The 17,303-nt window shown below is 72.6% G+C and carries 12 protein-coding genes; 4 read left to right on the forward strand and 8 right to left on the reverse strand.

Going from position 1 to position 17,303, the window contains the following annotated elements; genetic code table 11:
- Positions 1–99: 99 nt before the first annotated feature.
- Positions 100–1,497 (reverse strand): NADP-dependent succinic semialdehyde dehydrogenase, encoded by a 1,398-nt coding sequence (locus IF67_RS0133960; protein WP_030992273.1) that lies wholly within the window; start codon positions 1,495–1,497, stop codon positions 100–102.
- 477 nt (positions 1,498–1,974) lie between these two features.
- Between IF67_RS0133960 and IF67_RS0133965 the strand changes: the two genes are divergently transcribed.
- Complete coding sequence (locus tag IF67_RS0133965) at positions 1,975–2,787, forward strand: L,D-transpeptidase family protein (protein ID WP_234341509.1); 813 nt, start codon at positions 1,975–1,977, stop codon at positions 2,785–2,787.
- Here IF67_RS0133965 and IF67_RS0133970 read toward each other — a convergent pair.
- The 4 genes from IF67_RS0133970 to IF67_RS0133985 are packed head-to-tail and all read right to left on the reverse strand — an operon-like array spanning position 2,774 to position 8,546.
- On the reverse strand, positions 2,774–4,870 hold the full coding sequence (locus tag IF67_RS0133970; protein WP_030992283.1) for an ABC transporter ATP-binding protein: 2,097 nt from the start codon (positions 4,868–4,870) through the stop codon (positions 2,774–2,776). The genes IF67_RS0133965 and IF67_RS0133970 overlap by 14 nt on opposite strands.
- A 36-nt stretch (positions 4,871–4,906) precedes the next feature.
- Positions 4,907–5,803 carry an ABC transporter permease gene (locus IF67_RS0133975; protein ID WP_030992286.1) on the reverse strand — a complete coding sequence of 299 codons (897 nt, stop codon included), beginning with the start codon at positions 5,801–5,803 and terminating at the stop codon, positions 4,907–4,909.
- Positions 5,800–6,750 carry an ABC transporter permease gene (locus IF67_RS0133980; RefSeq protein ID WP_030992288.1) on the reverse strand — a complete coding sequence of 317 codons (951 nt, stop codon included), beginning with the start codon at positions 6,748–6,750 and terminating at the stop codon, positions 5,800–5,802. Before IF67_RS0133980 ends, IF67_RS0133975 begins: the two co-directional genes overlap by 4 nt.
- Positions 6,747–8,546, reverse strand: coding sequence for a peptide ABC transporter substrate-binding protein (locus IF67_RS0133985; protein ID WP_030992289.1), 1,800 nt, complete (start codon positions 8,544–8,546; stop codon positions 6,747–6,749). Before IF67_RS0133985 ends, IF67_RS0133980 begins: the two co-directional genes overlap by 4 nt.
- A gap of 282 nt (positions 8,547–8,828) precedes the next feature.
- On the opposite strand from IF67_RS0133985, the gene IF67_RS0133990 reads away from it, so the two are divergent.
- The 3 genes from IF67_RS0133990 (at position 8,829) to IF67_RS0134000 (ending at position 13,191) form a co-directional block, all read left to right on the forward strand.
- Positions 8,829–10,007, forward strand: coding sequence for an ROK family transcriptional regulator (locus IF67_RS0133990; protein WP_030992292.1), 1,179 nt, complete (start codon positions 8,829–8,831; stop codon positions 10,005–10,007).
- A gap of 65 nt (positions 10,008–10,072) precedes the next feature.
- Complete coding sequence (locus IF67_RS0133995) at positions 10,073–11,596, forward strand: M81 family metallopeptidase (RefSeq protein WP_030992293.1); 1,524 nt, start codon at positions 10,073–10,075, stop codon at positions 11,594–11,596.
- A gap of 245 nt (positions 11,597–11,841) precedes the next feature.
- Positions 11,842–13,191, forward strand: a complete 1,350-nt coding sequence (locus IF67_RS0134000) for an alpha/beta fold hydrolase (RefSeq protein WP_051818905.1) — start codon at positions 11,842–11,844, stop codon at positions 13,189–13,191.
- Between the two features lie 28 nt (positions 13,192–13,219).
- On the opposite strand, the gene IF67_RS0134005 is transcribed toward IF67_RS0134000, so the two are convergent.
- The 3 genes from IF67_RS0134005 to IF67_RS0134015 form a co-directional block, all read right to left on the reverse strand.
- Positions 13,220–14,494, reverse strand: a complete 1,275-nt coding sequence (locus tag IF67_RS0134005; RefSeq protein WP_234341510.1) for an MFS transporter — start codon at positions 14,492–14,494, stop codon at positions 13,220–13,222.
- A gap of 162 nt (positions 14,495–14,656) precedes the next feature.
- Positions 14,657–15,820, reverse strand: coding sequence for an amidohydrolase family protein (locus IF67_RS0134010; protein ID WP_051818909.1), 1,164 nt, complete (start codon positions 15,818–15,820; stop codon positions 14,657–14,659).
- Positions 15,820–17,217 carry a glutamine synthetase family protein gene (locus tag IF67_RS0134015; protein ID WP_030992300.1) on the reverse strand — a complete coding sequence of 466 codons (1,398 nt, stop codon included), beginning with the start codon at positions 17,215–17,217 and terminating at the stop codon, positions 15,820–15,822. The genes IF67_RS0134010 and IF67_RS0134015 overlap by 1 nt, the downstream gene beginning before the upstream one ends.
- Positions 17,218–17,303 lie beyond the last annotated feature (86 nt).

Consider the following 17,303-nt stretch of genomic DNA (forward strand, 5'->3'; position numbering starts at 1 on the left):
TTGGCCGGCCCGACCTGACCGGAACGTACACCCTCGCGTCCGCGACGGAAACTGCTCCGGCGCATGCGCCCACCGGGGCGGCTGTTCTCGGCGCTCGGTTCAGTCCTCCGGCCCGTACCAGAGCGTCGTCATATTGCAGAACTCCCGGATGCCGTGCCCGGAGAGCTCCCGTCCGTAGCCGGAACGCTTGGCCCCGCCGAAGGGGAGGCCCGGGTGGGAGGCGGTCATCCCGTTGAAGAAGACACCGCCGGCCTGTACGTCGCGGGCGAGGCGCTGCTGCTCCTCGGGGTCCCGGGTCCAGGCGTTGGAACTGAGCCCGAACGGGGTGTCGTTGGCGAGCCGCACCGCCTCGTCGAGGTCGGCGACGCGGTAGAGCGTGGCGACCGGGCCGAACGCCTCCTCCTGGTGGATACGCATCGCGGGGGTGATGCCGGACAGGACCGTCGGCTCGTAGAACCAGCCCGCGGGGTGCTGGGGCGGCCGCCGGCCGCCGCACAGCGCTTCGGCGCCCTGGTGGACCGCGTCGTCGACGAGTTCCTCCAGGTCGGAGCGGCCCTGTTCGCTGGAGAGCGGCCCGACATCGGTGTGCTCGTCCATCGGGTCGCCGACGGTCAGCGCGGCCATGCGGTCGGTGAACCGCTCGGCGAAGGTGTCATAGACGTCCTCGTGCACGATGAACCGCTTGGCCGCGATACACGACTGTCCGTTGTTCTGGACGCGCGCGGTGACCGCGATACGGGCCGCCTTGTCGAGGTCGGCGGAGGGCAGGACGATGAATGGGTCGCTGCCGCCGAGTTCGAGGACGGTCTTCTTGATCTCGTCGCCGGCGGTGGACGCCACCGCGCGGCCGGCCGGCTCGCTGCCGGTGAGCGTGGCGGCGGCGACCCGCGGATCGCGCAGCACGTCCTCGACAGCGCCGGACCCGATCAGCAGGGTCTGGAAACAGCCCTCGGGGAAACCGGCCCGGCGGAAGAGCTCCTCCAGATAGAGCGCGGTCTGCGGGACGTTCGAGGCGTGCTTGAGCAGCCCGGTGTTACCCGCCATCAGGGCGGGCGCGGCGAACCGGACGACCTGCCAGAGCGGGAAGTTCCAGGGCATCACCGCGAGGACGGTACCGAGCGGGCGGTAGCGCACCACGGCACGGATCGCACCGGAGTCGCTGACGTCGGCGGGGTCGGGAGGCTCGTCGGCGAGCAGCGCCTCGGCGTGCTCCGCGTACCAGCGCATGGTCTTGGCGCACTTCGCGGCCTCCGCGCGCGCCTGGGCCAGCGGTTTGCCCATCTCCGTGGTCATGGTGCGGGCGATGCCGTCCTGGTCGGCGTCGAGCAGGTCGGCGGCGGCGAGCATCCGCTCCTTGCGGTAGGCGAAGCTGCTGTTGCGGTGCTCCTGGAAGGCCTGGTCGGCCCGGACCAGGTGATCTTCGATCTCGCCCGCGTTGAGCGCGTCGAAGGTCTTCAGGGTCTCGCCGGTGGCCGGGTTGACCGTCGCGATGGCCATGATCAGCACCTCCTTGGTGGTGCGGGACGGGGCGCCCGCGGTCTACGGGGCGAAGGGTCCGGGCGGCTCCTAGGAGAGCGGCGACGGAGCCGGGGACGGCTCCGGGACCGGGTCGGGATCGGGTCCGGGCGGACGGGGTATCGGCGACGGTTCCGGCGGTATGGGATCCGGCGGCCCAGGCGGGCTCGGCGGGCCGGGAAGCGGGTCCGGGACGGGCGGCGGGCCTCCCGGATCCGGGGGCGTGGGCTGCGGATCACGGTCGAGCGTGCGCTCACTGCGCGTATGCGGTTGCCGCTGCACTGCGGGCCTCCAGACTGAGACGGCTAGTGGCACATGAGCCCCCGTACCCGAGTTTCGCCCGTCCATGGCCCCGGCGCACGGCGGATTGCCGCGGACGGGTTGCGCACGGGCCGGGTGCGACGTATATGACCCGATCGGGCGGCGCCCCGCGAGCCCGTCGCGCCCTACATTGCCGTCATGCCCATGACGCACAGGACGACGCATCCGGCGACAGACGGCACCACGACCGCGGCCGGGAGCCCGGTCAGGGCGGTCCGGGCCGGGCCCGGGGTCCGGCCCGCGGCACTGCTGTCCGCGGTCGCCGCGGTGCTGGTCGCGCTCGCCGCGCCCGCCCCGGCGGCCACCGCCTCCCCCGTCCACCGCATCCCCCTTCCCGCCCTCATGGCCGACACCGGCGGCGGCGACCAGCTCATCACCGCCCGTGCGCCCACGACGCGGGCCACGGCCGGGACCGTGCGGTGGTGGCAGCGGCACAACGGCCGCTGGCGACAGGCCGGTTCGGTGCCGGCCCGCTTCGGCGCCGGCGGGCTGACCGAGGGCAGCACCCGGGTGCAGGGCACCTCGACCACCCCGACGGGGCTGTACGACCTGCCGTTCGCCTTCGGGACCGCCCCGCCGCCGCCCGGCACGGCGAGCCCGTACCGCCGGGTCGGCGCGGACTCCTGGTGGTGCGAGGACAACGCCTCCGCCTCCTACAACCGCTGGGTGGCGCCACTGCCGCCGGACTGCGCGGCCGGTGAGTCCGAGCGGCTGGCGGACTATCCCACGCAGTACGCCCGTGCCCTGGTCATCGGCTTCAACTACCACCGCCCGGTGCACGGCCGCGGCGCCGGGATCTTCCTCCATGTCAACGGGAAGGGCGCCACGGCCGGCTGTGTGTCCGTGCCGGCCGGGGCGATGGCGCGGATCCTGGCCTGGGTGCGGCCGTCCGCACATCCGCATATCGCCATCGGTACGGCATACGGGCCGACCGCCCTCACCCGTTACTGACGGCTTCCACGGTGAGCGGGAAGTGGCAGGCCACCCGGTGCCCCGCCGTCTCCGGCTCGGCCGGCGGCGGCTCCGTGGTCGCGCACAGCGCGGTCGCGACCGGGCAGCGGGTGCGGAACCGGCAGCCGGAGGGCGGGGTGGCGGCCGACGGGGCCTCGCCGGCGAGCGGGGCGCCGGCCGGGGCGGCGTCCGGGCCGGGCGCGTTGACGGTGTCCAGCAGCCCCCGGGTGTAGGGGTGCAGCGGGCGGGCGAAGACCTGCTCGGCGGGGCCGGTTTCCACGAGCTTGCCGAGGTACATCACGCCGACCGAGTCCGCGAGATGCCGCACCACCGCCAGGTCGTGCGAGATGAAGAGATAGCCGATCCCCTTCTCCCGCTGGAGCTCGCGCAGGAGGTTGAGGATCTGAGCCTGGACGGAGACGTCGAGCGCGGAGACCGGTTCGTCGGCGACGACCAGGGACGGGGCCAGCGCCAGGGCGCGGGCCAGGCCCAGGCGCTGGCGCTGGCCGCCGGAGAACTCGTGCGGATAGCGGTCCACCGCGCCGCGCGGCAGCCCCACGTCGTCCAGCAGTCCGGCGATCCGCCGCCGCTGCTCGGCCCGGTCGCCGATGCCCTGGATGACCAGCGGTTCGCGCAGCACGGCGCCCACCCGCATCCGGGGGTCCATGGACGCGTACGAGTCCTGGAACATCAGCTGGACCTCACGCCGGTGGGCGCGCAGCTCCCTCCTGTTCAGGGTGCTGATATCGCGGCCGGCGAAGTGGACGGTGCCGGTGGTGGGCGCCTCCAGACCGACGGCTATCCGGCCGAGGGTGGACTTGCCGCAGCCGGACTCCCCCACGATGCCGAAGGTCTCGCCGCGCCGGACGGTGAGGGAGACGCCGGCCACCGCGCTGACCTCGGCGCCCCGCCCGCCCGGCTTCCGGCGGGTGAAGGGGCCGCCGTGCAGCGGGTAGCTCTTGCCGACGTCGGTGAGCCGCAGCAGCGGTTCGTCCGTCCGTACCGGGGGCGCGGCGGGCGCGGGCGGGCGCAGTTCGGCGGCCGGGTCGGCGCCGGGGGCCGGTCCTGCGGGGTGGAAGCAGGCGAAGGCGTGGGCGGTGGCGGCGGGCGCGGTGCCGTCGGGGCCGTCGGTGAGCTCCGGCTCGGCGACGCGGCAGAGGTCGGTGACGAAGCCGCAGCGCGGGGCGAAGCGGCAGCCGGTGGTGCGGGTGACGAGGGACGGCGGCAGGCCGGGGATGGTGGCCAGCGGCCTGCCGCCGTCGGCAGGGGGTGCGCCCCCGCCCGGCGGGAGCCGGGGGAGGTCGGGGAGGGCCGCGAAAAGCGCCTGGGTGTAGCGGTGCCGCGGGGTGGCGAACAGCGGGCGCACCGAGGCCCGTTCGGCGATCCGGCCGCCGTACATCACCGCGACCCGGTCGACCCGGCGGGCGATCACGCCGAGGTCGTGGGTGACCAGGATCAGCGCCATGCCGAGGCGGGCACGCAGCTCGTCGATGAGTTCGAGGATCTGGTGCTGAGTGGTGGCGTCGAGGGCGGTGGTCGGTTCGTCGGCGATCAGCAGCCGGGGCTCGCAGACCAGCGCCATGGCGATCGCCACGCGTTGCCGCATCCCTCCGCTGAGCTGGTGGGGGTAGCTCGTCAGCCGTTCGGCGGGACGCGGCATGCCGACCAGCCGCAGGGTCTCCTCGGCCCTGCCCCAGGCGTCGGCCTTGGTCAACTGCCGGTGCAGCAGCAGGGGTTCGGCGACCTGGGCGCCGATGGTGAGGGTGGGGTTGAGGGAGGTCAGCGGGTCCTGGAAGACCATGCCGACGGTGTTCCCGCGGACCTTTCGCAGGGCGGGCTCCGGGGCGGCGGCGAGGTCGGTGCCCCCGAGCAGGATCCGGCCTTGGGTGATCCTCCCGCCGGGCGGCAGCAGGCCGAGGACGGACAGCGCCGTCATGGTCTTGCCGCAGCCGGATTCGCCGACGATGCCGAGCGCCTCCCCCGGGGCGAGGTCGAGGTCGATGCCGTCCAGGGCCCGGACGGTGCGGCCGCGGCCGGCGATCTCGACATGCAGGTCCTCGATCCGCAGGAGCGAGTCGGTCATGGTGTGGGTCCTCGCTTCAGGTCTTCCGAAACCGCGTCAGTTCTTCTTCAGCCGCACGTCGAAGGCGTCCCGCAGCCCGTCCCCGATGCAGTGGAAGGCGGCGACGACCAGCACGATCGCCAGGCCCGGCGGGAAGATCAGCCACCAGTGGCCGACCTGGGTGTAGGTGATGCCGGCGGAGAGCAGGGAGCCCCAGTCGGCGGCGGGCGGCGGGATGGACAGGCCCAGGAAGGACAGATAGGCGACGTAGAGGATGGCGTCGGCCACCTGGAAGGTGGCGTTGACGACGACGGTGCCGACGGCGTTGGGGACGATGTGCCGGAAGACGGCCCGCCCTCCGCCGCCGCCCATCAGCCGCATCGCATGGATGTAGTCGCGGCTGCGCAGCGCCAGCGCCTCGCCGCGGATGAGCCGGGCCGGGGAGAGCCAGGCGACGGAGGCGATGAGGAGGATGAGGACGGGCTTGCCGGGAGTGACGATGGCGGCGACCACGACGAGCAGGAAGAGCGCCGGGATGGCGAGCGCGGCGTCGGTGATCCGCATCATCACGGCGTCCGTCCATCCGCCGAAGTAGCCCGCCACGGAGCCGTAGAGCGTCCCGAAGCACGTCGCCAACAGCCCTGCCGCCAGGCCGACTTCGAGGGAGGTGCGGCCGCCGTACATCAGCCGGCCGAGCAGGTCGTAGCCGAGGTCGGTGGTGCCCAGGAGGTGGCCTGCGCCGGGGGCGCGGTTGGCCTGGGAGAGGTCGGTGTGGATCTGGTCGGTGGGGTGGACCAGCGGTCCGAGGAAGCAGAAGGCCAGCAGGGCGAGCAGCACCAGAGCGCCGGTGAGGGCGAGCTTGTTGCGGGCGAAGACGGCGAGGGTACGACGGGTCAGGCCGGGTGTGGCCAGGGCCGCGTCCGGCTGCGTGGCGTCGAGGGCGGTGGTCGTCACGTCACGCTCCTGATGCGCGGGTCGAGGACGGCATAGGCGATATCGGTGAGCAGGGAGCCGAGGACGGTGGCGACGCCGACGACGAGCGTGACGCCGAGCAGGACGGGGAAGTCCGAGCTCTGGGCGGCGTTCCAGAACAGCAGCCCCATGCCCGGGTAGTTGAACATCGACTCGACGACGAGGGTGCCGCTGAAGAGGGTCGGGAGGTAGAGGCCGAGGAGGGTGGCCAGCGGGATGAGGGCGTTGCGCAGCACGTGCCGGGCCAGGAGGCGGGCGTTCGACTGGCCCTTGGCGCGTGCGGTGCGTACGTAGTCCTCGCCTAGGTTGTCGAGGACGGCGGAGCGCATATAGCGGCTGAAGGCGGCGATGATGCCGAGCGCGGCGGTCAGCACGGGCAGGACGAGCGCGGCCGGGGCGGCGAGGATGCCGCCGACCGTGTCGGCCTGGGGCGCCTCGGCCGGCAGCAGGGGCAGTTGCTGGCTGAAGACGAGGATGAGGACCAGACCGAGGAAGAACACCGGGGTGGCGTAGGCCAGGAAGGCCGCACCGGTCAGAACGTAGTCGGCGGCCTTGCCGCGCTGCACGGCCTGGAGGACGCCGAGCGGGACGGCCGGCAGCACGGCGAGACCGAGGGCGAGACCGGCCAGCAGGGCGGTCTTGGGCAGCCGCTCGGCGAGCAGGGCGGCGACGCTCTGGTTGAGCTTGTAGGACTCGCCGAGGTCGCCGGTGAGCAGTCGTCCCATATATCGCACGTACTGCTCGGGCAGTGAACGGTCGTACCCCTGCTGGTGGTTGAAGTGGGCGACGGACTCCGGGGTGGCCTGGACGCCGAGGATGGCGCGGGCCGGTCCGCCGGGGAGCAGGTGCAGCAGGACGAAGACGATGACGGAGACCAGCAGCAGCACGACGAGGGCCTGCGCGAGGCGCTTGGTCAGGAATCGGATCACCGGCGGGCCCCGCCCTTCTTCACGAAGTACCAGTTCTGCGGTGCGAGGGACAGCGTCGGGTTCTGGTCGACGCCCCGCAGATCGTTGCGGATGACGGAGACCTGGTAGGCGGGGTTGGGGGTCCACAGGACCGGGAGCCGGCGGGCCACCTCACGGCCGTAGGTGCGCATCGCGGCCGGGGCGTCGGAGTACTCGGTGGCCCGGATGAGCCGGTCGGTGCGCGGATCGGACCAGTTGCCCATGTTGGAAGGGGCATGGGTGGCGAAGAGCTTCTCGCCGCTGGGGTCGGGCGGGAAGTACCAGCTGCCCTGGGTGCCGAAGAAGCCGAGCTGCCATTGCGCGCACAGGGGCTCGGTCCGCTTGCAGGGGACGGTGGTGCCCAGGACGGTGTTCAGCGGCTGCTGCCGGATGTCGAGGGTGATGCCGGCCATGCCGAATGCGGACTTGACGGCCTGCATCGTGTTGGAGGTCTCGGTCGAGCCGGACTGGGAGAGCAGCGTGAGGTGCAGCTCCTGGCCGTCCTCGATGCCCGCGCCGCACTCCCCCGCGCCGTCCCCGGGCCGGGTGCAGCGCAGCGTGCCGTCCCGGCCGGTCCAGCCGTGCCCGGCGAGCAGCGCCTTCGCCCGCCGGGGGTCGTACGGATACGGGTCGCGGTCGAGCAGACCGGCGGGGATCGGGCCGAGGGTGGGGGCGGCGCTGCCGTGCCAGATCACCCGGGAGATCGACTTCTGGTCGATCAGATGCTGGAGGGCCTGGCGCAGATAGGCCTGGCGCAGCAGCGGTCCGGCGGTGGGGTGCTGGAAGTTGAGGACGATATAGGTGACCGCCCAGCCTTCCCACGGGTCGATGCGATAGCCCCGCTCCTTGAACTTCGCGGACTGCGCCATGACGGAGGGCGGGATATAGCCGTAGTCGACGCCGCCGGCGCGCAGCACATTGAATTCGGAGTCGGCGGTGGTGAAGGGCTTGAGAACCACGCGGTCGAGATGGGGTCTGCCGGGCCCGCGGTATTTCCGGTTGGGGACCAGGGAGACCTGTCCCGACGTGGTCCATTTCTCGATGCGCCAGGGCCCGTTGACGGTCTTCCACAACGGGTCCGTGGCGAACTTCGAGAACTGCCTGGCGTGCCGCATCAGCCGGGCGAAGGCCCGCTCGGGGCTCTGGTGGCCGGGGTTCCAGGCGTGTACGGGCAGGGCGACGAAGTCCTGGAGCTCGTTGGCGGTGAACCATGCCGGGTTGTAGGCGCGGTCCAGCCGGAGGCGGAAGGTGTGGTCGTCGACGGTTTCGAAGGCCTTGACGTCGTCCGGCAGCAGCTTCGGCGCATATCCCGCCCAGTCCTGCTTGTTGTGCTTGATCAGATCGAACCAGAACTTCACGTCGCGGGTGGTGACGGGCTTGCCGTCGGACCACTCGTACCCCTTCTTCAGCGTGATGCTGACGGTTTGGTTGCCGTCGCTGTAGCGGGGCATTTCGGCGAGGCCGCGCGGCGAGTCCATGGTCAGCGCGGCACCCTTCGGCTCGGGTGTGTACAGCGGCAGGTACAGCAGGCTCTGGATGGCGCTGTTGTACGTGGCCAGGTAGCCGGGGGCGCCGATGGGGAAGATCCAGTTGGGGGTGGCGGCGGGCGGCAGGGCCATGGTGGCGGTGCCGCCCTCGACGGGTGTGCCGCCGGTGGCGCCCAGGTCGGTGACAACGTTGCCAGAGAGGTCGCAGCCGGTGAGCGCGGAGGTACCGAGCAGGACGGCGGCCGCCAGACGCCCCAGGGGCCCGCGTAGGCGTGGACTGCGCAGACCCATACTGCCTCCGGATGTCGACCGGTCGAAGAGTGCGAGCAAAGTACGGAGGGCCGAGAAAAGAAGTCAAGACCTTGGCGAAACAACGCCGACTGCGTTCTACTGGCGGCGAGTTGGTTCCCGCACTTCCTTCGACCGACGAAGCAAGTTCCGCTGCGGCACACCTCCCCTCGCTGCCACACGGCGGCCCTCCTGCCGCCCGCCCTGCCCCGTGTCCCGTCACCCCCATCCGCCACCCGCCACCCGCCACCCGCCCGCCATCCGCCCCGAGCCGAAAGGCGCCCCATGACCGCCTCCGAGGAGCAGCCCGGCTCCGCCGCGCATGTCCTCGCACTCGTCGCGAACGGCTCCGCGGCCTCCCGCGCCGACCTCGTACGCGAACTCGGGCTCGCCGCGTCGACCGTCTCCCTCCGCGTCCAGGAACTCGTCGAGGCCGGGCTGCTGACCGAATCCGGCGAGGGCGCCTCGCGCGGCGGCCGGCGCCCGAGGCTGCTGCGGGTCGCGGACAACGGAGCCGTCGCGCTCGCCGCCGACCTGGGCAGCCATCACATCCGCACCGGCGCGGTAGGGCTGACCGGCGAGGTTTTCGACCTCGACGAGCACGCCTTCGATCTGACCGCCGGGCCCGAACCCGCTCTGGACGTACTCGCCGAGCGGCTGACGGCACTGGCCGGGCGACAGCGTGCGGCCGGCCGTACGGTCCGCGGTGCCGGCATCGGCTTCCCCGGCCCGGTCGATGCGGGCGGCGTCCGGATCATCGCCCCGTCCCGGATGCCCGGCTGGCATCTGTTCCCGCTGCGCGACCGGCTGGCGGACCGCCTCGGTCTGCCGGTGCTGCTCGACAACGACGCCAACATGATGGCGCTGGGCGAGCATCGCGCCGCGCACCCCACCCGACGCCATCTGGTCGTCGTCAAGGCGGGCCGTGGCATCGGCTCGGGTGTCATCAGCGACGGCCGGCTGCACCGCGGGGCGCGCGGTTCGGCCGGCGACATCAGCCATGTCCGGGTGGACGAGGCCGCCGAACTCCCGTGTTCCTGCGGCAACATCGGCTGCCTGGAGACCGTGGCGAGCGGCGCCGCGATCGCCGCCGCACTGCGCGGCAAAGGCCTGGCCGCCGACTCGGCGACCGACATCCTCCGGCTGGTCGAGAACGGCGAACCGCATGCCACCACTCTGGTGCGCCAGGCCGGCCGGGACATCGGCGCGGTGCTCGCCGTCGTCGTGAACTTCTTCAACCCCGGGGCGGTGATCCTCGGCGGGGCGCTCTCCGGCGCCCAGCCGCTGGTCGCGGCCGTACGCGGCATGCTCTATGAGCGCTGTCTGCCGATGGCCACCAGCGAACTCACCATCAACGCCGCCGTCTGCGGCCCGGACGCGGGGCTGCTGGGCGCCGGCCACGCCGTACTGCGCCGCCCGGCCGCCGCGGACGGACCGCCCGCCCCCGCAGCCGGGCGCGGCTGACCGCCGCCCCGGAGCCGCGCCCCGGAACCCGCCCGCCCGCCCGCCACCCACGGAAGGTGCGCCCCATGCCCTCACCGACCAGCCGCCGCCTCCGCATCGGCATCGGCGGAATGGCCATCGAATCCAGCCAGTTCTGCCCGCACCGCTCGGCCTACGACGACTTCCGCGTCACCCGGGGACGTGCCCTGCTGGACCGCTACACCTGGACCCGGCCGGACGGCGACCTGGCCGAGCGGGTCGAGTGGGTGCCGCTGGTGCATGCCGTCGCGGTGCCCGGCGGGCCGGTCGAGCGCGCCACCTACGACCGCCTCAAGGGCGAACTGACCGACCGCATCAGGGAGTCGGGTCCGCTGGACGGGCTGGTCTACGACATCCACGGCGCCATGAGCGTGGTCGGGCTGGACGACGCCGAGGCCGATCTGACCGACGCGGTACGGGCCGCGACCGGCCCCGGCACCCTGATCTCGGCCGCCATGGATCTGCACGGCAATGTCTCGCGCCGCTTCGCCACGCAGCTCGATCTGCTCACCGCGCACCGTATGGCGCCGCACGAGGACGCCTGGGAGACGCGGGAGCGGGCCGCCCGCAAGCTCGTGGAGCGACTGGTCCGCGGGACGGGCCGCCCACACCGGGCCTGGGTGCAGATTCCGGTCCTCCTGCCCGGCGAGAAGACCAGCACCCGGCTGGAGCCGGCCAGATCGCTGTACGGGCGGCTGGCCTCGGTCGAGGCGCTCGACGGGGTCGTGGACGCGGCACTCTGGGTCGGGTACGCCTGGGCCGACGAGGAGCGCTGCCGGGCGGCGGCGGTGGTCACCGCGGACGATTCCCACCTCGCCCTGGCCCAGGCCGGGTCACTGGCCCGCGCGTACTGGGATGCCCGCCGGGACTTCGTCTTCGTCGGCCCGACCGGGGACGCGGACACCTGTATCGCCCGCGCCGTCGCCTCCCCCGCCCGCCCGTTCCTGATCAGCGACTCCGGCGACAACCCCACCGCGGGCGGGGCCGGCGACCTCGCGTACATGCTCGGCCGGCTGCTGGCCGACGAGGAGTTGGCGAGCGGCCGGGTCACCGCACTGCACCCGGGCCTCACCGACCCGGAGGCCGTCGCCGTCTGCTTCGACGCCGGGGTGGGCGGTGAGGTCACGCTCGCCGTGGGCGGCCGGTTCAGCGCGGGCACCGGCCCCCACACGGAGCCCTACGAACTCACCGGCACGGTCACCGCCCTGGAGGACCCGGCCGGCCCCGGCTCCGCCGGCCCGCAGGAGAATCCGGCCTACGACAGGGGCGGCCGGTCCGCGGCCGTCACCCGCGGCGGGGTGACGGTGGTACTGACCGAGCGCCGCCGTCCGTTCCACACCCGCGCGGACTTCGGGTCACTGGACCCGCTGTCCTACGACCTGGTGGTCGTCAAGATCGGTTACCTGGAGCCCGAACTCCACGCGATGGCGGCGGACTGGCTGCTCGCACTCACCCCGGGCGGGGTGGACCAGAATCTCCTGCGACTCGGACACCACAAGGTCAAGCGCCCCCTCTATCCCTTCGACGACAAGGGATTCGAGGAGCCGGACCTGACGCCGACGCTGCTCTAGCGGGGCGGTCGTGTGGCGTCCATCGAACGCCCGGCGCCCGTCGATCGCGGGGCGCCCGCCGGCCGCCGACCGCCGCACAGAGCAGGGCGACTTCGTGGCGGGCCAGGACAGCTCCCTGTCGAGCCGGGGCAGATCCCTCCTGCTCCAAAGAAGCTCCCTTCCGGGCCTCGGATGCGCCCTCATCTGCCGGCGTCGCCTCAAAAAATCATTGCGCTGTCGAGGCGTGAAAGCCCAAGGATGACGACATGACTACGTCCCGCCGATGCGGCATGGTGCACGTCGACCACACCTTCTCTGTTCCCCTCGACCACCAGCGGCCCGCAAGCCGGCAGATCCAGGTGTATGCGCGCGAGATACACGCCGCAGATCAGGCCGGCCGCGATCTCCCTTGGCTGTTGTTCCTGGGCGGCGGCCCCGGATCGGCCGGCCCTCGCCCGATGGGCGGTGAAGGCTGGTTGAACTACGCCCTTCGGAACTTCCGCGTGCTCATATTGGATCAGCGTGGCACCGGCCGTTCCACTCCTGTCGACCGCCGTCTTCTGGCTCAGCTCCGGGATCCCGGCGCACAGGCCGCGTACCTGTCGCACTTCCGCGCGGACGCGATCGTGCGTGATGCCGAGATGATCCGCCGGACTCTCATAGGGGACCGGCCCGGGAGCGTACTGGGCCAGAGCTTCGGCGGCCTGTGCACGATCACCTACCTGTCCTTGGCTCCGCACGGGCTCGCCGAAGCGTTCATCACCGGCGGACTTCCTGGCGTGCGAGCGACCGCGGATGAGGTCTACCGTGCCTTGTATCCCAGGGTCACCATCAAGAACACCGACCACTACGACCGGTTTCCAGGCGACGTGGACCAAGCCCGGGCCATCGCCCGCTACCTGCGCGACCAGCGGGTGATCCTGCCGAGCGGCAGACCGCTGACCATCGAAACCTTCCAGGCTCTGGGCAACATACTCGGCGGCACCGATGGAAGCCTTCGCCTGCACTATCTTCTCGAAGACCCCTTCGCCGGCGGAACCGAACCGTCAGATGCGTTCTTGTTCCAGGTCGACCGCGAACTGGCCGACGTAGCCGGCGGACCGCTGTACTACCTGCTGCACGAGGCCACTTACGCACAGGGGACGCAAGCCACACTCTGGTCAGCTCAGCGCATCCGCGGCGAGTTCCCCGCCTTCGACGCCGCGGCCGCGCTCGACTCGGGCGCGCCCGTCCTGTTCACCGGGGAAATGATCTACCCCTGGATGTTCGATACCGACCCGGTGCTGCACCCGTTCCGCCAGGCTGCCCACCTGATCGCCGAGCGCCCGGCCTGGCCGGCCCTCTACGACATCGATCGGCTGCAAGGCAATACTGTTCCCGTCGTCGCCGCCATCTACCACGACGATATGTACCTCGATCGTGACCTGTCGCTCAGCACGGCCCAGATCATCCACGGCCTGAGACCCTGGCTCACCGACGAGTACCCACACGACGGCCTGCGCACCAGCAACGGGGCCGTGTGGGAACATCTCCTCGCGCTGATGGACGAGCACCCGTGGGGCTCATCTCACCCGCGCCCACCGCGTCCGCTCCGCTCAGCCGAGCGACCTGCTTGAGTGTGTCCAGATCATGCTGTCAGGAGTTCTAAGGCTGCGGATCCCGCGCGTCATAGCGGGCGAAGGCGCGGCGGCCGAGACCCAGGCCGGTCACCACCAGGACGCAGGCCAGGCCGCCGCCGAGCACCGCGGTGGACGGGGAGGTCAGGTCGGCGGCGGAGCCGGCGAGGAAGTCGCCCAGCCGCGGTCCGCCGGCGACCACGACGATGAAGACGCCCTGGAGACGGCCGCGCATCGCGTCCGGCGTCGCGGCCTGGAGCATGGTGCTGCGGAACACCATCGAGACGGTGTCCGCGCAGCCGGCCACGGCCAGGAAGAACAGACCGAGCCACAGGTTCCTGGAGAGTCCGAAGCAGGCGATGGCGGCGCCCCAGGCGGCCACCGCGATCAGGATGGCCAGGCCGTGGCGGCGGACCCCGCCGAGCCAGCCGGAGAACAGCCCGCCCAGGACGGCGCCCACCGCGGGCGCGGCGACCAGCAGGCCCACGGTCTTGGCGTCACCGCCGAACCAGAGCACCGCGACCGCGGGGAACAGTGCGCGCGGCTGGGCGAGCACCATCGCCGCCAGGTCCGAGAAGAACGTCATCCGCAGATTAGGCCGGGTGGCGAGAAAGCGCAGGCCGTCCAGTACGGAGGCCCGCCGCCGCGGCCCCTCCCCCTGGTCGGGCCGCATGGACGGCAGCCGCCACATCGCGTAGAGCGAGCCGCTGAAGGCCACCACATCGATCAGATACGCGGCCTGGAAGCCCCACAGACCGACGATGACACCGCCCAGCATCGGCCCGCCCATCAGGCCGAGGTTGCTGGTCAGGGAGTTGAGAGCGTTGGCGGCCGGCAGTTGTTCGGCGGGCAGCAGGCGCGGGATCATCGACGAGCGGGCCGGTGAGTTCATCGCGAAGCAGACGGCCTGGAAGGCGACGACGGTGTAGAGCAGCCAGACCCGGTGGTATCCGGCCAGCGCGGCGGTGGCCAGGGTGAGGGACATGACGGTCGCGCCCGCGGCGCTGTAGAGGCCCAGTTTGCGGCGGTCGACGGTGTCGGCAATGGCGCCGCCGTACAGCCCGAAGACGACCAGCGGGACCAGTGAGCACAGGCCCACCAGACCGACCGCGAAGGTGGAGCGGGTGAGGGTGTAGACCTGTAGGGAGACCGCGAGCGCGGTCATCTGCTGGCCCATCCAGGAGACGGTGTTGCCGCACCACAGTCGGCGGTAGTCCGGGGAGAGGCGTAGCGGGGTCAGATCGGCGAATATCCGGGAACGCGGGGGTATTTCGCTCTTCTCGGGGGTCGTTGTAGGGGCCACCCGGCGCAGTAAAGCACGCCGCGGGGGCGCGGCGGGCAGCAGGGCGGGAAGTGGCGCTCGCGGCCGTCGCCCCTTACGCGTGCGGCCTCCGGTGCGCTCGGCTCGTACGGCCGTGGCCGGCCCGCCCGTTATCCGCGCGTACGGCCGTGCCCGGCCCGCCCGTTACCCGCAGGTGCGATCCGCCCGGCTGTCCGGAAGGCCGTACACCCTGCGGGCGTTGTCCGCGGCGATCATCGCGCCGACCCGCCGGGCGTCCTCGGCCGACCATGCCCCGGAGGCCGTCCAGTCGCCGAGCACGGTCGCCAGCGCGGTCCGGAACAGTGCGCTGCCGACGACATACAGCTCCGGGAGGCCGTAGGCGTCGGTGGAGAAGAGCAGTTTGCCGAACGGGGCGAGCTCCAGGAATTCGGCGAGCACGGCCGCCGCCCGCGGGCCGGTGTGGGTGAGCGTCAGCCCGATGTCGGCGTAGACGTGCGGGAAGACGCTCGCCAGGTAGGCGGCTTGGCGGTGGTACGGGTAACAGTGCAGCAGCACCAGGTCCGTTCCGGTGTCGGCGGTGGCCCGGACCAGGTCGGTCAGCAGCGCCGGGTCGGCGTGGTCGAGCCGGAGGTCGGGGTCACCGAAGCCGGTGTGGAGCTGGAGGGGACGGCCGGTGGCGACGGCCAGCTGGACGAGATGCCGCAGCAGGACCGGGTCGGTGAGCCGGGGCGCGCCCGCGGCCAGCCAGGAGCGGGCGGCGGTGTGCACGGCGCCGGGGGCGGGCGGCGCGGGGTCCAGGGCGAGACCGTGGCGGTAGGCGGCGACGGTTTTGAAGGCGACGGCGGTGCGTGCGGCGTCCCGGACCGCGCGGGCGAGGGTGTCGGTGAACTCCTCGGCGTCGCGGACACCGGCCGCGGTGCGCTCGGCCAGCGTCTCCAGCCGTACGACCTCGAAGCCGGCGCCGCCACCGTCCTCGGCGGTCTCGGTGGGGCCCGTGAGGTCGCCGGGCAGCCCGGTGTCGAGGAGGTAGGTGCCGATGCCGGTGGCGCGCAGCAGACGGCGCCGGGTCTCGTCCGGGCCCAGTTCGCGGCGGCGGGCGAGGTAGCGGTCGGGCGGGCAGTGCACGGGCAGGTCGAGCAGCGGCGGGCACCAGCGGCGTACGGCGAAACCGGCCTGGGTGTCGAAGAAGGTGGTGCCCGCCGCGGGCGGCCGGTCCGATTCGGTGAGGTACGCGGCGAACGTCCCGGGGTCCGGTGCGTGCCGGAGCACTCCGTGGCAGTGGTGGTCGACCAGCGGCGGCAGACCGTCGCCGGATCCGGGGCCGGTTCCCGGGACGTCCTCGGGCATCACCAGCGCCAGCGGGTGGCGGCGGCGATCGCGTCGTCCTCGCTCTCGGCGAAGTGGGCCTCCTCCGCGCGCCGGACGGCGAGCACCGCGCCGTGCAGCACCTCGCCCATCGCCTCGTACAGCGGGGCCGACTTCTCCAGCCGGTCGGCCGCCTCGGTGAGGGTGGCGGGCAGCCGGACGATGCCGCGCCGGGCGCGCTCCCGGACGCCGAGCACGCCCGGGTCGCCGGTCTGCGGTTCCGGCAGCCGCGTGGCGGACTCGATGCCGTGCAGTCCGGCGGCGAGGACCGCGCCGACCGCGAGGTAGGGGTTGGCGGCGGCGTCGAAGGTCTTGACCTCGGCATGGCCGCCGTCCGGGTCGTCGGGGGCACCGGTGATCAGACGCAGCGCCGCCTCCCGGTTCTCCACGCCCCAGCACTGGTAGACGCCGGCCCAGTGGGAGGGCTGTAGCCGCAGATAGCTGGCGGGTGAGGGGCAGCCGATCGCGAGCAGGGCGGGCAGGGCGGCGAGGATGCCTCCGAGGAAGGCCGACGCGTCCGGCGCCAGGCTCCATTGGGCGTCGGGGGTGCGGTGCAGGCTCGTGCCGTCGCGGTACAGGCTGAGGTGGAGGTGGCAGCCGTTGCCGACCTGTCCGGCGACGACCGACGGGGCGAAGGAGGCCCGCAGGCCGTGCCGGACGGAGACGGCGCGGATGGTCTCGCGGACCAGCACCACGTCGTCGGCGGCGCGGACCGGGTCGCCCGGGGCGGTGGTGACCTCGAACTGGCCCGGGGCGTATTCGGGGTGGAGCTGGAGGACGTCGATGCCCTGGACGCTCAGCGCCTCGGTGACGTCGCGGAGGTAGTCGGAGAGTTCGACGACGCGGGTCATGCCGTACGCGGGGCCCGTGCAGGGGTAGTCGAGCGGTTCGTCCGCACCGGTGGCGGCCGGGTGGCCCGCCGGGGCGCGGGTGACCACCCACTCGGTTTCGAAGCCCATCCGCAGCTCCAGCCCGGCCGCGGCGGCCCGCTCCGTCATGCGCCGGGCGAACTGCCGCTGGCAGGCGGGGTGCGGCAGGCCGAGCTGGTCGTAGCGGTCCGCCGGCGCCCAGGCCCAGCCGGGCTGGGCGGCGAGCGTGGTGACCCGCTCCAGGTCGGGGAAGAGCCGCAGGTCGCCGTCGGGCCCGCCGAGGTGGTCGGATGCCGTGATGGCGTCGTCGGAGGTGAACACGTCGAAGACGGGAGACATCCCGACTCCGCGTTCCGCCGCGGCGGCGAGCCGCTCGGCCGGGACGGTCTTGACGCGGGCGATGCCCGCATTGTCCACCCAGGTCAGCGCCACGTTCCGGACGCCTTCCGCCGACAGACGGGCCGCCAACTGGCGGGCCTCCTGGCGCTGTTCCGCAGCCCGCGATCCCATAGAGCCGTCCGTCCTCACTGACCGTGCCGATACGTACCGTGCCGACGCCTCGGCGCCCGTTGCCGCTGTGTGCCCCTTGCCGGTCC

The sequence above is a fragment of the Streptomyces sp. NRRL S-1813 genome (assembly GCF_000719605.1).
In the GTDB taxonomy this organism is placed as follows: domain Bacteria; phylum Actinomycetota; class Actinomycetes; order Streptomycetales; family Streptomycetaceae; genus Streptomyces; species Streptomyces decoyicus.